Source organism: Blautia sp. OM07-19 (assembly GCF_003481595.1).
Lineage (GTDB): Bacteria > Bacillota > Clostridia > Lachnospirales > Lachnospiraceae > Blautia_A > Blautia_A intestinihominis.
Window position 1 is genome coordinate 36,155 of record NZ_QULA01000005.1, and the last position, 16,136, is coordinate 52,290.

General features: G+C 45.4%; 16 protein-coding genes. 15 read left to right on the plus strand and 1 reads right to left on the minus strand.

Features of this window, described 5'->3' with window-relative positions; genetic code table 11:
• Positions 1-128: 128 nt before the first annotated feature.
• A complete protein-coding gene (gene typA, locus DXC01_RS05365) occupies positions 129-1,961 on the minus strand; it encodes a translational GTPase TypA (RefSeq protein WP_022214081.1) in 1,833 nt (610 codons plus the stop codon).
• Between the two features lie 196 nt (positions 1,962-2,157).
• Here typA and DXC01_RS05370 point away from each other — a divergent pair, with 196 nt between their 5' ends.
• The 15 genes from DXC01_RS05370 to DXC01_RS05440 all read left to right on the plus strand — a co-directional run bounded on the left by DXC01_RS05370 (position 2,158) and on the right by DXC01_RS05440 (position 16,134).
• A complete protein-coding gene (locus DXC01_RS05370) occupies positions 2,158-2,784 on the plus strand; it encodes a single-stranded DNA-binding protein (RefSeq protein ID WP_022214080.1) in 627 nt (208 codons plus the stop codon).
• Positions 2,785-2,899: 115 nt separating this feature from the next.
• Complete coding sequence (locus DXC01_RS05375) at positions 2,900-3,412, plus strand: cob(I)yrinic acid a,c-diamide adenosyltransferase (protein ID WP_022214079.1); 513 nt, start codon at positions 2,900-2,902, stop codon at positions 3,410-3,412.
• 57 nt (positions 3,413-3,469) lie between these two features.
• Complete coding sequence (gene dapA / locus DXC01_RS05380; protein WP_022214078.1) at positions 3,470-4,363, plus strand: 4-hydroxy-tetrahydrodipicolinate synthase; 894 nt, start codon at positions 3,470-3,472, stop codon at positions 4,361-4,363.
• A gap of 24 nt (positions 4,364-4,387) precedes the next feature.
• Complete coding sequence (gene dapB, locus DXC01_RS05385; protein ID WP_118698462.1) at positions 4,388-5,146, plus strand: 4-hydroxy-tetrahydrodipicolinate reductase; 759 nt, start codon at positions 4,388-4,390, stop codon at positions 5,144-5,146.
• A 368-nt stretch (positions 5,147-5,514) separates the two neighbouring features.
• The gene (locus DXC01_RS05390; RefSeq protein ID WP_022214076.1) at positions 5,515-6,510 is read left to right on the plus strand and encodes a BMP family protein; all 996 of its coding nucleotides are present in this window, start codon (positions 5,515-5,517) and stop codon (positions 6,508-6,510) included.
• 84 nt (positions 6,511-6,594) lie between these two features.
• A complete protein-coding gene (locus tag DXC01_RS05395) occupies positions 6,595-8,124 on the plus strand; it encodes an ABC transporter ATP-binding protein (RefSeq protein WP_022214075.1) in 1,530 nt (509 codons plus the stop codon).
• Positions 8,121-9,191: an ABC transporter permease gene (locus DXC01_RS05400; RefSeq protein WP_022214074.1), complete on the plus strand. Its 1,071-nt coding sequence runs from the start codon at positions 8,121-8,123 to the stop codon at positions 9,189-9,191. The genes DXC01_RS05395 and DXC01_RS05400 overlap by 4 nt, the downstream gene beginning before the upstream one ends.
• Before the next feature lie 2 nt (positions 9,192-9,193).
• The gene (locus DXC01_RS05405; RefSeq protein ID WP_022214073.1) at positions 9,194-10,114 is read left to right on the plus strand and encodes an ABC transporter permease; all 921 of its coding nucleotides are present in this window, start codon (positions 9,194-9,196) and stop codon (positions 10,112-10,114) included.
• A gap of 129 nt (positions 10,115-10,243) precedes the next feature.
• Positions 10,244-10,687, plus strand: coding sequence for a hypothetical protein (locus DXC01_RS05410; protein ID WP_022214072.1), 444 nt, complete (start codon positions 10,244-10,246; stop codon positions 10,685-10,687).
• 161 nt (positions 10,688-10,848) lie between these two features.
• Entirely contained in the window at positions 10,849-11,616 is a 768-nt protein-coding gene (gene hisA, locus DXC01_RS05415; RefSeq protein ID WP_022214071.1) for a phosphoribosylformimino-5-aminoimidazole carboxamide ribotide isomerase, read from the plus strand.
• 140 nt (positions 11,617-11,756) lie between these two features.
• Complete coding sequence (locus tag DXC01_RS05420) at positions 11,757-12,845, plus strand: class II aldolase/adducin family protein (RefSeq protein WP_022214070.1); 1,089 nt, start codon at positions 11,757-11,759, stop codon at positions 12,843-12,845.
• Positions 12,846-12,857: 12 nt separating this feature from the next.
• Positions 12,858-13,379 (plus strand): nitroreductase, encoded by a 522-nt coding sequence (locus tag DXC01_RS05425; protein WP_022214069.1) that lies wholly within the window; start codon positions 12,858-12,860, stop codon positions 13,377-13,379.
• Positions 13,380-13,590: 211 nt separating this feature from the next.
• Positions 13,591-14,982, plus strand: coding sequence for a radical SAM protein (locus DXC01_RS05430; RefSeq protein WP_118698463.1), 1,392 nt, complete (start codon positions 13,591-13,593; stop codon positions 14,980-14,982).
• A gap of 178 nt (positions 14,983-15,160) precedes the next feature.
• The gene (rfbF, locus tag DXC01_RS05435) at positions 15,161-15,937 is read left to right on the plus strand and encodes a glucose-1-phosphate cytidylyltransferase (RefSeq protein WP_022214067.1); all 777 of its coding nucleotides are present in this window, start codon (positions 15,161-15,163) and stop codon (positions 15,935-15,937) included.
• 17 nt (positions 15,938-15,954) lie between these two features.
• Positions 15,955-16,134 (plus strand): DUF6472 family protein, encoded by a 180-nt coding sequence (locus DXC01_RS05440; protein ID WP_022214066.1) that lies wholly within the window; start codon positions 15,955-15,957, stop codon positions 16,132-16,134.
• Positions 16,135-16,136 lie beyond the last annotated feature (2 nt).

Below are 16,136 nucleotides of genomic sequence, written 5' to 3' on the forward strand. Positions count from 1 at the left end.
TATGACTGCCGATAATTGAATTTTTACAAATAAAACCGCCCTGAGCCGTTAAAATGTTACGACTCAGGGCGATTCTTTTATTGCTCTGTATATCAGGGAACGCCAGCGGCGTGTCCTGTGATTTACTCTTACTGCTTACGGAATGCAGCACGTTTTCTTTCTCTGGGATCAAGAATTCTCTTGCGGATACGAAGGCTTGATGGTGTAACCTCAAGAAGCTCATCCTGGTCGATAAACTCGATCGCCTGCTCAAGACTGAGAACCTTAGGCGGTGTCAGTTTCAGAGCTTCATCGGCGGAAGAGGAACGTGTGTTGGTCAGATGTTTGGTCTTGCAGACATTCAGTTCGATGTCTTCAGCTTTACCATTCTGTCCGATGACCATACCGCTGTATACTTTTTCGCCAGGTCCAACGAAAAGTGTTCCACGGTCCTGTGCGGAGAACAGACCATATGCAACAGCTTCACCTGCTTCGAATGCGATCAGGGAGCCCTGTTTACGGTACTGGAAATCTCCTTTGTATGGAGCATATCCATCGAAGGTTGTATTCAGGATACCGGTACCCTTGGTGGAAGTAAGGAACTCTCCACGGAAACCGATCAGTCCACGGGACGGGATATGGAATTCCAGGCGGACAGAACCATCGCTGGCTGTGCTCATTCCCTGGAGTTCACCTTTACGCTCGCTCAGTTTCTGGATAACGGTACCGGAAAATTCTTCCGGAACATCAACGTAAGCGATTTCCATTGGTTCAAGTTTCTTGCCGCGTTCGTCTGTGTGATACAGAACTTCCGGTTTACTTACTGCGAATTCATAACCCTCACGGCGCATGTTCTCGATCAGGACAGAAAGGTGAAGTTCACCACGTCCGGAAACCTTGAAACATTCGGTAGTTTCAGTATCTTCTACACGAAGGCTGACATCTGTATTGAGCTCACGGTACAGACGGTCACGCAGATGACGGGAAGTGATGTATTTACCTTCCTGTCCTGCAAGCGGGCTGTCGTTTACGAGGAAGTTCATGGAGATCGTAGGCTCGGAGATCTTCTGGAATGGAATTGCCTCCGGGTTGTCGCCGCCGCAGAGAGTATCACCGATATGGATATCTTCGATACCGGAGATCGCTACGATGGAACCTACAGATGCTTCTTTAACTTCAACTTTGTTCAGTCCGTCGAATTCATAAAGTTTGCTGATCTTGACTTTCTTGCGTTTGTCAAGGTCGTGATGGTTCAGAAGGGTAAGTTCCTGGTTTACTGCGATCTTACCGTTCTCTACTTTACCTACACCGATACGTCCTACATATTCATTGTAGTCGATGGTGCTGATAAGAACCTGTGTGTCAGCTTCCGGATCACCTTCCGGAGCCGGGATATATTTCAGGATTGTCTCAAACAGCGGAGCCATATTCTCCGGTGTATCTGCGAGGTCAAGAACTGCATGGCCTGCTTTTGCAGAAGCATACAGGAACGGGCAGTCAAGCTGCTCGTCAGAAGCTTCAAGGTCCATAAGAAGTTCCAGAACTTCATCGATAACTTCATCAGGACGTGCTTCCGGACGGTCGATCTTGTTGATGCAGACGATAACGTGCAGGTTCAGCTCCAGAGCTTTCTTCAGAACAAATTTAGTCTGAGGCATAGCACCCTCAAAAGCATCTACCAGAAGAATAACGCCATCGACCATTTTCAGTACACGCTCTACTTCGCCGCCGAAGTCTGCATGGCCTGGGGTATCGATGATGTTGATTTTTACTCCTTTGTAGTGGACAGCAGTGTTCTTGGACAAAATAGTAATTCCGCGCTCACGCTCAATGTCATTGGAGTCCATGACACGTTCCTGAACTTCCTGGTTTTCACGGAATACACCGCTCTGCTTCAGAAGCTGGTCTACCAGGGTGGTTTTGCCGTGATCGACATGGGCGATAATGGCTACGTTGCGTACATCTTCGCGTTTGATATTCATAAAAATCGAAATCCTTTCTTTTTTCTTCTATATTAATGTGTTTTTTCCATGATACGACATTCCAGTTTACCACATTTTTCGCAGATTACAAGGTGTTGAGAAAAATTTTTTTTAAAAGTAGTTCTAAATCTGCATAAGCCTTCATATTCATAGTTCTATAAAAAACAAAATACCCAAAGAGGAAGGAGAACTATTTATGGCAGACAAAATCATTGAAAACAATCAGGTATCGATCATGGGAAAAATTGATACAGGCTTTACATTCAGTCATCTGGTGTTTGGCGAGGGCTTTTATACAATGGAGCTGATCGTCAAGCGTCTGAGTGATTCTGAGGACAGGATCCCGGTCATGGTGTCAGAGCGTCTGATCGATGTCACACAGGATTATATAGGAGAGTATATTGAAATCCATGGACAGTTTCGTTCCTATAACCGCCATGAGGAGAAGCACAATCGACTGGTGCTCTCTGTCTTTGCGCGTGAAGTGAAGTTTGTGGAGGAGGACGATGAAAATGTTCCGGTCAACCAGATCTTTATGGATGGCTTTATATGCAAACCGCCGGTTTACCGCAAGACTCCTCTTGGAAGAGAAATTGCAGATATCCTGCTGGCAGTGAACCGGCCTTACGGAAAATCAGATTACATACCATGCATCTGCTGGGGCAGAAATGCGCGATATGCTTCGGCGTTTGCAGTAGGCGGACATGTACTTCTGTGGGGCAGGATCCAGAGCAGGGAATATATGAAGCGTATCGGTGAGAATCAGTCCGAGAAGCGCATAGCGTATGAAGTATCCGTGAGCAAGTTGGAGTACGTAGATTAGGAAATATCTGGGAAACGTCCGGAGGACAGATACAGCTTGCTTTTTTGCCGGAACTGAGGTAAGATAAAACCATTAATGCAAGGATTAGTTTTACCAACGTTAAGAGGAAGTAGTTATGGAAAGAGAATTAACAGAAGTATACTGTGGAAACGGAAAGGGCAAGACCGCACTCGCGATCGGACAGAGCATCCGTGAAGCGGTGCAGGGCAAGAGTGTGATCGTTATCCAGTTCCTGAAGGGATGTGAGAAGCGTTCACTGGATTTTCTGGAGGATCTGGACAATCTGGATTTCAAGATTTTCCGTTTTGAAAAGAGGGACTGCTGTTATGAACAGCTCACTGAGGAAGAGAAAGCGGAGGAGAGATCCAATATCCTCAACGGATTGAATTTTGCCCGCAAGGTTGTTGTGACACAGGAATGCGATTTTCTTTTGCTTGATGAGATTCTGGGACTTCTGGATCGTGGGATCGTCACGGTAGATGCCATTATAGACATTCTGAAACAGAAGGACGAGTCCATGCATATAGTAATGACCGGCTGGAATTTTCCGGAGGAACTTAAGCCATATGTGGATACGATAACCACACTGAATTCCGAGGAAGTCCATCACTCCTGCGAACAGCAGTGAGCATCCGGCAGATTATCAGAATATATTAAATTACAGAAGAATAAAGGAGGAGTTCAAATGGCAATTTTTAAAGGTGCAGGTGTAGCGATCGTTACCCCTATGTATGAAGACGGAAAGGTGAACTACGACAAACTGGAAGAACTGCTCGAGTATCAGATTGCCAACAGCACAGATGCGATCATCATCTGCGGTACCACAGGTGAGTCTGCAACCATGACACATGGAGAGCATCTCAAAACTATCAAATTTGCAATTGACAAAGTAAACAAACGTGTTCCGGTTATCGCAGGAACAGGTTCTAATTGCACAGAAACTGCGATCATGATGTCCAAGGAAGCAGCATCCTACGGAGCAGACGCTCTGCTGGTAGTAACTCCTTATTATAATAAGGCAACTCAGAAGGGACTCATCGCTCACTATACTGCAGTAGCAAACGCAGTACCGGAGACACCGATCATTATGTACAACGTTCCGAGCCGTACAGGATGTAATCTTCAGCCGGCAACTGTTGCCACTCTTGTTAAGAATGTCAAGAACATCGTAGGTCTTAAGGCTGCAAGCGGAGACCTTTCCCAGATCGCCAAGACAGTTTCGCTGGCTGGCGAAGACCTGGAACTGTATTCCGGAAACGACGATCAGGTACTTCCGATCCTTTCACTGGGCGGACTGGGTGTTATCTCCGTACTTTCCAACGTTGCACCGAAGGAAACTCATGATATGGTAATGAAATTCTTTGAGGGAGACACCAAAGGAGCTGCCAAGATCCAGATCGATGCGATCCCGCTGATCAATGCACTTTTCTGCGAAGTAAACCCGATTCCGGTCAAGACTGCTCTGAACCTTATGGGAATGAATGTAGGACCGCTTCGTATGCCGCTTTGCGAGATGGAAGAAGCAAGCAAGGAAACACTGATCAAAGCAATGAAAAATTTTGGAATCAAACTTGCTTAAGATACCCCGGAGGAAACTAAGATTATGGTAAAAATTATTATGCACGGATGCTGTGGACATATGGGTCAGGTAATCTCTGATCTGGTTGCGAAGGATGCAAATGCAGAGATCGTTGCCGGAATCGATATTGCAGACAAAGGAAACACCACATATCCGGTATTCACAGATATCAAAGCATGTCAGACAGAGGCAGATGTAGTGATCGACTTTTCTTCAGCCAAGGCAGCAGATGCACTGCTGGATTTCTGCGTAGAGCGTAACCTTCCGGTTGTACTCTGCACAACAGGACTTTCTGAAGAACAGCTTGCCAAAGTAGAGGAGACAGCAAAGAAGATCCCTGTCCTCAAATCCGCAAATATGTCCCTTGGCATCAACACCCTGCTCAAACTGATTCAGGATGCTGCCAAAGTTCTTGCAACAGTAGGATTTGACATGGAGATCGTAGAACGTCATCACCGTCTTAAAGTAGATGCACCGAGCGGTACAGCTCTGGCACTTGCAGACAGCCTTAACGAAGCTATGGATAACCATTATCACTATGTCTATGACAGAAGCCAGAAGCGCGAGATGCGTGACGATAAGGAGATCGGTATCTCCGCAGTCCGTGGCGGAACTATCGTAGGTGACCACGAAGTGATCTTCGCAGGTCCGGATGAAGTGATCGAATTCAAGCACACTGCATATTCCAAAGCTGTTTTTGGCAAAGGCGCAGTAGAGGCAGCCAAATTCCTCGCAGGCAAACCGGCAGGAAGATATGATATGGCTGACGTGATCGAGGGCTAAATAACATCAGGACGCTTTTTTGACATGCCAAAAACTAAAAAAAGTTCTTGCAATCAAAAAAATATTGTGCTATTATGACCTCATCAATCAAAGAACAATCGAATTTACAAAGGCGTAAACATCATATGGTGTTTGCGCCTTTTTGCATTTGGCGTAACTTTGACTGAACAGGCCTGTTGAAAATGTCGAAAAACTAAAAAAGTAGACAAAAAACTATTCGACTAATTGTACAAAAATATTATTGAACTCTCAAAATTTTTGTGATATAGTAACTATATCAAAAGTCGTGTATTAAATAAAAAACAAAAAAAGTTACTGAAAAGTGACACATCAGCCGGAGAACTGAGGGAAAAAGGAGGAAATTCAATATGAAAAAAGCATTAGCAGCAGCACTTTGTGGAGTATTATTCACAGCAACTATGACAGTTCCGGTACTGGCAGACGATGCAGATTATGCAGGAATGAAGATCGTTCTGATCCTTCCGGGAAGCATTGATGACCAGAGTTGGAATGCAAGCAACAATGCAGGAGCGAAAGAATGTGACGAGGAGCTTGGCACCTCCATCGAAGTTGTTGAATCCGTTCCGGTAGAAGAATTTGAATCCACCTTTACAGAATATGGCGAGAAAGGCTATGATCTGGTAATGGCAGCAGGAAGCCAGTTTGATGAGGCTAGTGCAGCAGTAGCACCTCAGTATCCGGACACTGTATACACTGTTATCAATGGTACAGCAAGCGATTCTGACAACATGGTTCCTGTATTCCCGAAAGAATATGAAGGTTCCTATCTTGCAGGTATCATCGCAGGATACACAACAGAAAATGGTAAATTTGCAACAGAGGGCGGCGAGTCCAATGCAGCAATGGTCAAACTTCTTGATACATACGAAGGCGCAGCCAAAGAAGTTGCAGAAGAAAGAGGAATCGAAGGTGCAGAGGCAAACAGATCCTTCCTGAATACATGGACAGACGTTTCCGTAACCAAATCCATGACAGACCAGATGATCGACAATGGTGCTGATACCGTATTCTGCTATTCCAACGAAGGTGCATCCGGTGCTGTTCAGTCTGCAGAAGAAAAAGGTGCCAAATTCGTTGCATTTGCAGCTAATAAGAACGACGAGAGCGACTGTGTAGTTGCTTCTGTAAATATGAACTGGTCAAATGTTTATCCTTGGATCGTTGAAGGAATCGCTTCCGGTGAACTGAAAGGTGCTCAGGAAGTCGGCGTAGCAGAAGGCGTATTTGAAGCAATCTATACAGATGCAGTTTCAGATGAATGCAAGAGTGCAGTTGAGCAGGCAACACAGGATATCACAGATGGCAAGATCGATTTCACACAGTATTTCTCTGAAGCAGAATAACAATCGTTGATGAGAATATGAGTTTCCAGATTGACAGTGCCTTTTGGCACTGTCAATTTTATAAGGAAAGGGGATGGCGAAATCATGAATGAGCCTGTTATAGAACTGAAACACATTACCAAACGCTTTGCCAAAGTACTGGCAAATGATGATGTTTCCATCACGATCCACAAGGGCGAAGTTGTAGCTCTTCTGGGAGAGAATGGAGCCGGTAAGAGTACGATCATGAAGATTTTGTATGGCCTGTACCACGCAACATCCGGAGAGATCTGGATCGACGGCAAAGAACGCAAGATCGCAACACCAAAAGAAGCAATGGACGCTGGTATCTCCATGATCCAGCAGCATTTTTCACTGGTTCCGGCACATACAGTTACAGAGAATATCATTCTCGGAAACTGTAAGGGAAAGCTGGATATCAAGAAAAAAGAAAAAGAGATCCAGGCGCTTGCAGAGCAGTACGGATTTCAGGTTCCGGCAGGAGAGTATGTAAAGAATCTTTCCGTAGGAACTCAGCAGAAAGTTGAGATCCTCAAGGCGCTTTATCTCAATGCCAGAGTCCTGATCATGGATGAGCCTACTGCTGTACTTACGCCTCAGGAGATCGATACGCTGATGGAGTTTGTCCGCCGCTATGTTGAGAAAGGCAATTCTGTAGTATTTATCACGCACAAGATGCGTGAGGTTATGGCGGTTTCTGATACGATCGTTGTTATGAGAAACGGAAGCATCTGCGGTACTGTAAAGAAGACAGATACTTCTGAAACAGAACTTGCACATATGATGATCGGTCATGAACTGGAAACCCTGGAAAAACCAGGAACCGAAGATATGAGCAATCGCAGAGTACGCCTTGCGGTCAAAGACTTAAGCATTAAGCCGAAGGGCCATACACCGCTTCTGGAAGACATCAATTTTGAGATCCATGAGGGAGAAGTTCTTGGATTTGCGGGAGTTTCCGACAATGGACAGCAGGAACTCTGTGAGGCGATCTACGGAGGAATCCCGATCACATCCGGCAGGATCGAACTGGACGGAGAGGATGTCACAAACGAATCTGTCAAAGACAGGATCAAACTTGGTATGGGATATGCGGCAGCAGACCGTTATCGTTATGGAATGGTTGCAGAGATGTCCATGTCCGAAAACATGCTCCTCAAATCCAGTTACCTGAACAAATGGGTCAATCACGGACTGATCCGCTGGTCAGCACTTCACCGTTATACAGAAGACAGCATCAAAAAATATGCGATCAAAGCACCGGACCACACTGTTACGGTAGGAAGCCTCTCCGGTGGTAACCAGCAGAAGATGGTCGTTGCCCGTGAAGTTGATATGGGTGACAAGCTGATCATTTTTGACCAGCCAACCCGTGGACTTGACCTTGGTGCGATCAACTATGTACATAAGACGATCCTTGGGGAAAGAGACAAGGGAAAAGCAGTTCTTCTTGTTTCGACAGAACTTTCAGAGATCTTTGCACTTTCCGACAGGATTGCGGTTCTCTATAAAGGAAAGATCATGGGAATCTTCAAAAACGGAGAACTTACAACAGAAAAGATCGGATTGCTGATGGCTGGTGTACAGCCTGAGAAAGAAGGTGCAGAATCATGAAACAACAGAAAAAAGTAGCAGAGCTTCTGCTGTGGACCGTTCTGGCGATCATCCTTGGACTGGTGATCAGTTTTGCATTTTTGCCGCTGCTTGGTGTAAATCCGGTAGAATCTCTCAAGATCATGCTTTCAGAAACGTTTGCAGATAAATTTTCCATGGGAAATATCCTGGTAAAGACAACACCTCTGATCCTTACCAGTCTTGCATTCGCTTTTACATACAAAGCAAACCTTTATAACATCGGTGCACAGGGACAGTTTTATGTTGGATGTATCTGTGCGGTTGCAGTGACACTGCAGCTCCAGACCAAAGTCCCAGGACCGGTCGTTCTGATCACTGCCTGCCTTGCAAGTATGATCGGCGGCGGTCTTACAGGATTCATCATTGGATTCCTCAAAGCGAAATTCAATGCAAATGAGTTCCTTGTAAGTATGATGTCTACCTATGTTATTACTTATGTTATGCAGCTCCTTCTGAGAACTGTTCTCCAGGAGTCAAAGCATGAATATTTAAAAACAGACTACATTGATAATTCCGCATGGCTGCCAAAGATCATCAATGGAACTTCTGTTTCACTTGGTATCGTGATCGCGGTTGCAGCAGCGATCGTGATCTGGTTCATCCTGTACCGTACTTCCATGGGATATCGTATCCGTGTTATGGGATTCAATCAGGATGCAGCGGCAATGTCGGGTATCAATCCGAAAACACAGTGCATGCTGGCTTTCTTTATCAGTGGCGCAGTTGCAGGTCTTGCAGGTTTCACTGAGATCAATGGCATGCAGCATATGCTTCTTACCGGACTGGAATCCGATATCGGTTCTTATGGAATCGGTATTGCGATCATGGCAAATGCCAACCCGATCGGTGTCATCTTTGCGGCACTGCTGTTTGGTACTCTCCAGGTCGGAGGTACTGCACTTGGCCATTCTACAGATGCGCCGGCAAGTGTTATTGATGTAATGCTCGGTTTCGTAATGCTGTTCGTACTGATGTCCTTCTTTGTAAGAAAGAAACTGGAAGTCAGAAGCATGAAGAAACAGAAGATCCAGAAAGGAGAGGTTTGAGTATGCAGATTTTTGTGAATTTGATTACAAGAGCTATTTTTATGAGTACGCCTCTTGTTCTGGGCGCATTAGGTGAGGTTCTGGCAGAACGTACAGGTATGATGGTAACGGCGATCGAGGGTATTTTCCTCGTTGGCGCGTGGGGAGGATTTATCGGAGCTTATCTTTCCGGAAATCTTCTGATCGGATTTTTGCTTGCGATGGTATGCGGACTGATCGTGTCACTGCTTTATGGCGTGACGACGATTTACATGCATCAGCACCAGATCGTAATGGGAACTGCTGTTGCGATCCTTGTGACAGGATGCTGTACATTTTTCTACCGTGTGATCTTTGGTATCCAGACAGTACCGCTTAAGGTAAACATCCTCAAGACGATCAAGATCCCGCTTCTGAGTAAGATCTCGATCATTGGACAGGCGATCTTTTCCCAGAACCTGGTAACCTATTTTACGTATATTCTGGTGCCGATCATTTTCTTTGTGATATACAAGACTTCTCTTGGTCTGTCCATGAGATCCTGTGGTGAAAACCCGGAGGCAGCAGATGCGGCCGGTATCAATGTAACACGTACACGTTTTCTTGCAGTAGCAGTAGCCGGATGCCTTGGCGGTATCGCCGGAGCTTACTATCCGCTGTGCAACGTCGGCATGTACAATGCAGAGATCATCGGCGGACGTGGATGGATTGCATTCGGTATCTGTTTCCTCGGAAACTGGAATCCGGTCGGCGCGCTGATCTTTGGAATCATCTTTGGTATTTCCGATGCACTTGGTATCTTCGTCAGAGCGATGGGAACTTCCTCTGTTCCGAGTGAGCTGTTCAGTGCACTGCCGTACATTCTGGTCATCGTACTGACCGTATGTAGAAAACAGTTCAACGTACCTGCAAAACTCGGTGCAAATTATGTAAAAGAAGATTAAAATTTCATGGGCATGTGTCTTTTGTGGCACATGCCTTTTTATGTAATTCCAGTTTCTTCCAGAATAGGATCTCGAAATCCGGTACATATTATTACCACAAGATAAAATCCATGGTAAAGGAGAATGACAATGAAAAAATTCAAAGGGATCCTGACAGGTACATTGCTTATCATGACGCTTGGAATGCTGACTGCCTGTGGAAACAATAATAATGCAGCCGATGAGACCGGAACTGTGACGGAAGAAAATGATATGATGGGCGATAATGCGGATGATACTACGGCAAACGACAATGTCAATGGAAACAATGCAGACGCAAACTCTGGTGCAGACGATGCTGCGATAGACAATGGCGATACGATGTCAGAAGGAACCGGGGATAACGGAACCGTGACAGAAAACGGAGCCGGAACAGCAGAAAACAATACAGAAAATATGAATAATAATGCAGACAACAACGACGATACAGTATCAGGTGCACTCGGAAACGGAGTCAAAGATCTCGGCGACGGCGTGGGTGACGCGGTGGAAGATGTCGGCGATGCCGTTGGAAATGCAGTAGAGGGACGATAAGATCTTATATCGGTTTTAATAATTTAGCATGATAAAGTAAAAACGCTTGCATGAAACAGAAAACCATATTATGATATCCTCAGGAAAACCTGAACAGGATCATGCAAAACCCCTGGACCTATCAGAATCCGGGGGTTTTATATTGAAGGGAGAAACAGACTATGAAATTTCGTCCATGCATCGACATACATAATGGAAAAGTAAAACAGATCGTAGGCGGCAGCCTCAAGGATGCCGGAGACCAGGCAAAAGAAAACTTCGTATCCGGACAGGATGCGACTTTTTATGCAGAATTATACAAAAACGCCGGACTGAAAGGCGGACATGTCATCCTTCTGAATGGAAAAGATTCTGAATACTACGAAGCCACCAGAAACCAGGCACTTAAGGCTCTCAGGGCATATCCGGGAGGGCTCCAGATCGGAGGCGGTGTCTGCCCGGAAAACGCGCAGGACTATCTGAACGCCGGAGCAAGCCATGTGATCGTCACCTCCTATGTTTTTAAGGACGGCAGACTTTCCTGGGAAAACCTCGCCAGGATGGAACAGGCAGCAGGCAGAGAACATCTCGTACTTGATCTCAGCTGCCGCAAAAAAGACAACCAGTACTTCATCGTCACAGACCGCTGGCAGAAATTTACCGACGTACCGGTAACCCTCGAAGTGATGGAAGAACTCGGAAGCCATTGCGATGAATTCCTCGTTCATGCAGTAGATGTAGAAGGCAAGGCAAACGGCATCGAGACAGAACTCGCGGACCTCCTTTCCGCATACCAGAAACGCCCGATCACCTATGCCGGTGGTGTAGGAAGCATGCAGGACATCAAACTTTTGAAGCTTCACGGCAAAGGCAGACTTGATGTGACCGTCGGAAGTGCCCTGGATCTGTTTGGCGGAACGATTCCATTTGAAACACTTAAGAATCTGTAAGTTTGGATGATTAGTAGAAAATTCTATGAATAATCTGTAAAATAACATCCCAGAAAGTCTGTTTATGTGCTATGATAGATAGCAGATATGGTATTAGCAAAAACCTATTATAATGATAAAAAAACGGAGGAATTTCAATTATGGATCTTTCAACTTTAGTAAAAATGTCCAACACATACGGAAGTAATCCGGCTTATGTTCTGGCTGGTGGGGGAAATACTTCTGTCAAGGATGACACAACACTTTATGTTAAGGGCTCAGGCACACAGCTTGCCACAATCAAGGCAGAAGAATTTGTTGAGATGAGCAGAGCACGCCTGAATGAAATCATGAAAACAGAGTATCCGTCCGATGACGTGAAACGTGAATCTGCATACCTTGCTGATGTCATGGCGGCGGTGACAGACGATGACAAGACCAAACGTCCAAGCGTAGAAGCACTGCTCCACAATTTATTTGCCTATACTTATGTACTGCATGTTCACCCGACTCTTGTCAACGGCCTGACCTGCGGAAAGGGCGCACAGGCACTTTGCGAGGAACTTCTGGGCAAAGATGTTCTCTGGATCGATATCTGCAAACCGGGATATACACTTGCACGCATCTGTTACGAGAAAATGAACGCCTACAAAGAAGAAACCGGAAAGGATGTTCAGGTTCTTCTGCTTCAGAATCACGGCATTTTTGTTGCGGCAGATACTGTGGAGGAGATTGGCGTTTTATTTGACGGCGTCATCAGTAAGTTAGAGAAACAGGTTAAAAGAACCGCTGACGTAAGCGAAGCTGTCACACCGGAGAAAGAGCAGGCTGCGCAGAAACTTTCCGAATTACTGGGACATGCGGTGGAAGTTGTGCCGGCAGCAGAAATGGACAATTTCGTAAAGGACAAAGCATCAGCAGCACCGCTTCTGAAACCATTTACTCCGGATCATATTGTGTACTGCGGACCATATCCGTTATTTGTAGAGAATATCGATCAGGCAAAAGAAGCACTGGACGCATTTATGAAAGAGAATGACAAAGAACCACGCCTCATTCTGGTACAGGGCGTTGGCGGCTTTATCATGGAAGATGACAAGGGAAAAGCTGCAAAAGCACAGCTCCTGGTCAAAGATGCCATCAAACTTGCAGTATATGCAGAGAGCTTTGGCGGAGCACTGCAGATGACAGATGACATTACATATTTCATTACACACTGGGAAGCAGAAGCATACCGCAGCAAGAAATAGGAGGTAAAAAACATGAGTGACGTACTTGAAACGATCAAAAGCAGAAGAAGCATCCGCAAATACAAAAGCGACATGATCCCGCAGGACAAACTTGAGAAGATCATCGAAGCAGGAACCTACGCGGCAACAGGAATGGGTAAACAGTCCCCGATCATCATTGCTGTGACAAACAAGGAGCTCCGCGATAAACTTTCTGCCATGAATGCAAAGATCATGGGAGTTGAGATCGATCCGTTCTACGGCGCACCGGTCGTTCTGATCGTGCTGGCTGACAAGGCACGTCCGACATACATTTATGACGGAAGCCTCGTTATGGGAAATCTGATGCTGGAAGCAGAAGCACAGGGAATCGGAAGCTGCTGGATCCACAGAGCCAAAGAAGAATTCGAGAGTGAAGAAGGCAAAGAACTCCTCAGATCTCTTGGAATCGAGGGCGATTATGAAGGAATCGGACATTGCATCCTCGGTTATGCAGACGGTGATGCTCCGAAGGCCGCACCAAGAAAAGCTTCTTATGTTTATTACGTAGAATAACAAAGAAAATACAATACCTTACAGATCAGGTCGGTGGTAAGATAATTTACCATCGACCTCTTTTTGTCCATTGAAAAAGGAAAGAATCCGCGAATATAATATAAGAAATAAAAAATAACAAGCACCTGAGGGCTTTCTTCCATTTTGAGGAATGCGGATCCAGTAAATCGGATAAAGTAATAGGGAAGATGGAACAGAGGAGGAAATTGTAATGAATAAGCTTACACATGCAGCTGCCAAGACCGTTTTTTCAGGAGTAGTTGATTATGCAATTGGACAGGTAAACAAGAACCCGGAGGAAGCATACGAAAAGATCATTGACACTGCAGAGAAACATATGAAAGATTTTCAGACAGGAGTAAACTGGGATTATCTGAGACGAGTTGCCTGTAATCCGGAATACACACTGAACCGTTACGTGACATCGATCGTAAAGGATCTCCACCCGAATGTACTCAAGACCACACTGATGAATCTTGGATTTGAGGCTCTTTACAATGGAACCAAAACCATCCGTGAGATGAGAAAGATCCATAACTGCAACATTCCGTGGATCATTCTGATGGACCCGACCAGCGCATGTAACCTGCATTGTACAGGATGCTGGGCAGCAGAATACGGAAATAAACTGAATCTTTCTTTTGAGGATATGGATTCTATCGTAACACAGGGTAAAGAACTGGGCGTTTATTTCTACATGATGACAGGCGGAGAGCCGATGGTAAGAAAGAAAGATATCATCGAACTTTGCAGAAAACATAACGACTGTGTCTTCTTTGCATATACCAACGGTACACTGGTTGACGAAGCACTCTGCAAACAGATGCAGGAAGTCGGAAACCTGTTCCTTGGCTTAAGCGTAGAGGGTGAGCCGGACGTAAACGACATGCGTCGTGGAAACGGTGTATACAACAAAGTTATGCATGCGATGGACCTGCTCAAAGAGCACGGACTTGTATTTGGTACCTCTATCTGCTACACAAGCGCAAACTACAAGAGTGTTACCAGTGAAGAGTTCATCCAGATGCTCATCGACAAAGGATGCCGTTACGCTCTGTATTTCCACTATATGCCGGTTGGAAACGCGGCTTCCGTTGATCTGCTTCTGAATCCGGAACAGCGTGTTTATGTGAAAAATCGTGTAAGAGAGATCCGTAATATGGAACACGGCCCTGGAATTTTTACCATGGACTTCCAGAACGATGGTGAATTCGTAGGAGGATGTATCGCAGGTGGAAGAAACTACTTCCATATTAATGCAAACGGTGATGCAGAACCATGCGTATTTATTCATTACTCTAATGGAAATATTCACGAGAATACAATTCTCGAGATCCTGAAACAGCCGCTGTTCATGGCTTACCATGACAACCAGCCATTCAATGACAACATGCTCCGTCCATGCCCGATGCTGGAGAATCCGGAGATCCTGCAGCGTATCGTCAAGGAATCCGGTGCACATTCCACAGACCTCCAGTCCCAGGAAACATCGGAACATCTCTGCAGCAAATGCGTACATTATGCAGAAGAATGGGCTCCTGTAGCAGACAAACTGTGGGAGGAAGAAAAAGCAGCAAAGGCAGCGAAAGCCGCAGCAAAATAATCTGCACCTCGATAAAATAAAAATCCTCAAACCGTCTTCTTGTATTCCTGAGACCAGGGATGTGAGAAGGCGGTTTTTTACTTATAAATGTCAGGAGGAATGCTTTCTTTTTTGCGGGGATTGTATTAGAATATAGGATATCATACGCAAAACAGATAAAACGGATTGGAGAATAAATATGAAAGTTGTAATTTTAGCAGGCGGTTTTGGTACCCGTATCAGCGAGGAGAGCCATCTGAAGCCGAAGCCGATGATCGAGATCGGGGAGAAGCCGATCCTCTGGCATATTATGAAAATGTATTCTGCTTATGGATTTAATGAATTTGTTATCTGCTGTGGATACAAACAGCATGTGATCAAAGAATGGTTTGCAGACTATTATCTTCACAACAGCAACATCACTTTTGATTTTACCCAGGAAAATAAGATGATCGTGCACAACAATGTCCTGGAACCGTGGAAAGTCACCCTGGTCGATACAGGACTCAATACCATGACCGGCGGACGTATCAAACGTGTGAAGGAATATCTCGATGGAAATACGTTCATGCTGACCTACGGGGATGGCGTGGCTGATGTCAACATCAAAGAACTTCTCGAGTATCACCGCTCCCACGGCAAAATGGCGACGATCACAGCGGCACAGCCGGGAGGACGTTTCGGTATCCTTGATATTGAAAACGATGGAACGATCACCAACTTCAAAGAAAAGAAAAAAGAAGACGGCGGTTGGATCAATGCCGGATTCATGGTCCTGGAGCCTTCGATCATGGATCTGATCGAAGGGGATGATACTGTGTTTGAGAAATATCCTCTGGCAGAGGCTGCCCGCATGGGACAGTTAAATGCCTACCGCCACAAGGGCTTCTGGCAGTGCATGGACACCCTTCGTGAAAAAAATCTCCTGGAAAGTCTCTGGCAGAGCGGAAATGCACCGTGGAAGATCTGGGAATAGAAAAGAGGAAATAACAGATGAAAGCAACAAGCTGCGATTACTGCGCGAATTATGTATATGACGAAGAAAGTGAAAGTTATTACTGCGATGTAAATCTGGACGAGGACGAGTATTACCGTTTTATCAGCACAGAATATAAAGAATGCCCGTATTATCGCAATGGAGATGAATACAGAGTAGTTCGGCATCAGATGTAGGG